At 42.1% G+C, this 2,568-nt stretch carries 1 protein-coding gene; it reads left to right on the forward strand.

Going from position 1 to position 2,568, the window contains the following annotated elements; genetic code table 11:
* The first annotated feature begins 597 nt into the window (after nt 1-597).
* Nucleotides 598-2,412: a reverse transcriptase/maturase family protein gene (locus tag L691_RS0123540; protein WP_025692730.1), complete on the forward strand. Its 1,815-nt coding sequence runs from the start codon at nt 598-600 to the stop codon at nt 2,410-2,412.
* Nucleotides 2,413-2,568 lie beyond the last annotated feature (156 nt).

A 2,568-nucleotide genomic window follows, 5' to 3' on the forward strand; every position in this document is an offset into this window, starting at 1 on the left:
AATGTGCGTCCGTAAGGGCGTTTAGAAAATCTACTGTGGCAAGTAGCAGGCTAGGTCACAAAAGCCTGTCGCCGCCCGACTTATCCAGGAGGGAAACTGAATGGGGAGTGCAGCATGTTGGGAAAGTTGTAAGTTGGCTAGTTACCAAGCCACGACTGAACAGCAAGGCGAAAAGTTGTAAACGAGGATGAAAGCTATACTGCTTGAACGATAGCCCAAGGGGGACCAAACTTGACCCCTAGCGGAAGGTAACTACAAACGCTAGGCAGTGATGATGTTTCCATATAGTTGCGATGGAAACACTAGGATATTGGCCATAATTTCGACCCAATATCGTGACCCTACACTGACCAACCACAATATGTGGTAAAGGGTGAAAGTCGCATCCGACATTACAGCATGCTAGGTTTCTAAACGTACTAAACGGAGATCGCCTAAGTTGGAATGCCTTGAATGAGGCTATGACCTATAGGGTCTGAATATTCAATATGGTGACGGAGTTCCCATAGTAGTCCGAGACAGGGAAAGCCTGTTACATGGCGAAGGGGAACAGTTTATCGGGTTTAATACCGAAATTGGAAAGGAGCGTGAGGCTCCATGAGAAATCCAAAAGTAGTATTAGACAATCTGGCTTCCAAGGCGAAGGAAAAAGGCTACAAATATCAAAGACTCTACAGAAATCTGTACAATGTCGAGTTCTATCTAGAAGCGTACGCCAAAATGTATGCCAAAGAGGGAAACATGACAGAAGGCGCAGATGGAAAAACGGTCGATGATATGAGTCTTGAACGAATAACCAATCTTATCGCGAAACTTGAAGATCAAAGTTACCAACCACAGCCGGCTCGGAGAGTTTACATTCCGAAAAGAAATGGTGGAAATCGACCGTTAGGAATTCCGTCTTTCGAGGACAAACTGGTACAAGAAGTCATTAGAAGAATCCTTGAGGGTATTTATGAAGGGACTTTCTCGATCAGATCACACGGTTTTAGACCAAACAGAAGTTGTCACACCGCACTGGATCAAGTGCATAAAACCTTTACAGCAGTTAAATGGTGGGTCGAAGGAGACATAAAAGGATTCTTCGATAACATCGATCATCACGTTCTTATTAACATCCTGAGAAGGAAAATTGATGACACAAAGTTCATCAACCTAATCTGGAAATTCCTCAGGGCGGGATATTTAGAGAACTGGAAATTCAATAGTACCTACAGTGGGACACCCCAAGGTGGTATTATTAGTCCAATTCTGTCAAATATCTACCTAAACGAGCTTGACCGATTTATCGAAAAGCTCAAAAAAGGATTCGATGTTGGTGAGAAAAGAACTCGAAACACCATGTACAGAACTGCCTGTCAAAGGACACAAAGACTCCGTGCGAAGTACAAAACCGTTTGGAATGAAATGAATGACGACGAGAAAGCTAATGCGGCAAAAGAAGTTAAAACTCTAGCTAGAGACGCTCAACGGTTTCCTACAGTAGACCCTTTTGATGAAGGCTATAAAAGGCTACAATACGTCAGATACGCTGACGACTTCCTAATCGGAGTAATCGGAAGCAAAGAGGACGCCAAGGAAATCAAGGAGAAACTAACAATTTTTCTTAGAGATGAACTAAAGCTAGACCTGTCGCAAGAAAGGACCCTCATCACAAATAGCCGCAATAAAGCCAGATTCTTAAGTTATGACATCTACGTCGCAAAAGACGAAAGCACCAGACAATGCGAAGATGGTTTCCTGCGAAGATCATTCAATGCTAGGGTAAAACTATCGGTTCCGATGGAAAAATGGAGGGACAAACTCCTTACACTCGGAGTCCTAAAAATTAACCCTGACGGTAAATGGGAACCCGTTCACAGACGAGAACTCGTTAATAATGATGATTTGGAAATCCTTAGCATTTACAATGCGGAAATCAGAGGTTTCTATAATTATTATAAGTTAGCCCTCAATGTTCATACCCTGAGCAAATTTCATTACGTCATGAAGTACAGTCTGCTAAAAACTTTAGCAAACAAGTACAAATCGAGAATTTCCATTATGAAAAAGAAATTCTCAATAGACGGTGCAATTGCTGTCAAGTATGAGACAAAAAGTGGCCTCAAGGTAAGATTCTTTTACAATGAAGGTTTCAAGAGGCAAGAGCTAACTAAAGATGACGAGATTGTAGACAAATTACCGGATACACAAATCTACTCCAGCAGGACTAAACTCGTTGATCGACTCTTGGCTAGAAAATGTGAATTCTGCGAAGCAGAAGATGTACCAATTCACATTCATCATGTCAGGAAGCTAAGAGATCTCGAAGGAAAGAAACGTTGGGAAAAATTCATGATTGCACGGTCTAGGAAAACCCTAGCTATATGTCATTCATGTCATGTAGATTTACACGCTGGAAGGTTAGATTGATAAGCGGAGAGCCGTATACACTGAGAGGTGTACGTACGGTTCGGGGGAGAGTTCAGGTAAACCTACTTCGAGAAACCATTGTATAATTTCGTGAAGAACATATGACTTTACGAGAACGGTTGAATTGAAGAAAGGCGACAGGTTCTTATCCTACTA

Source organism: Paenibacillus zanthoxyli JH29 (assembly GCF_000520715.1).
Taxonomy (GTDB): Bacteria; Bacillota; Bacilli; order Paenibacillales; family Paenibacillaceae; genus Paenibacillus_AQ; species Paenibacillus_AQ zanthoxyli.

Bases quoted from the DNA above. Each gene is read 5' to 3' on its own strand.
- L691_RS0123540 (WP_025692730.1), top strand. From the start codon at position 598: ATGAGAAATCCAAAAGTAGTATTAGACAATCTGGCTTCCAAGGCGAAG.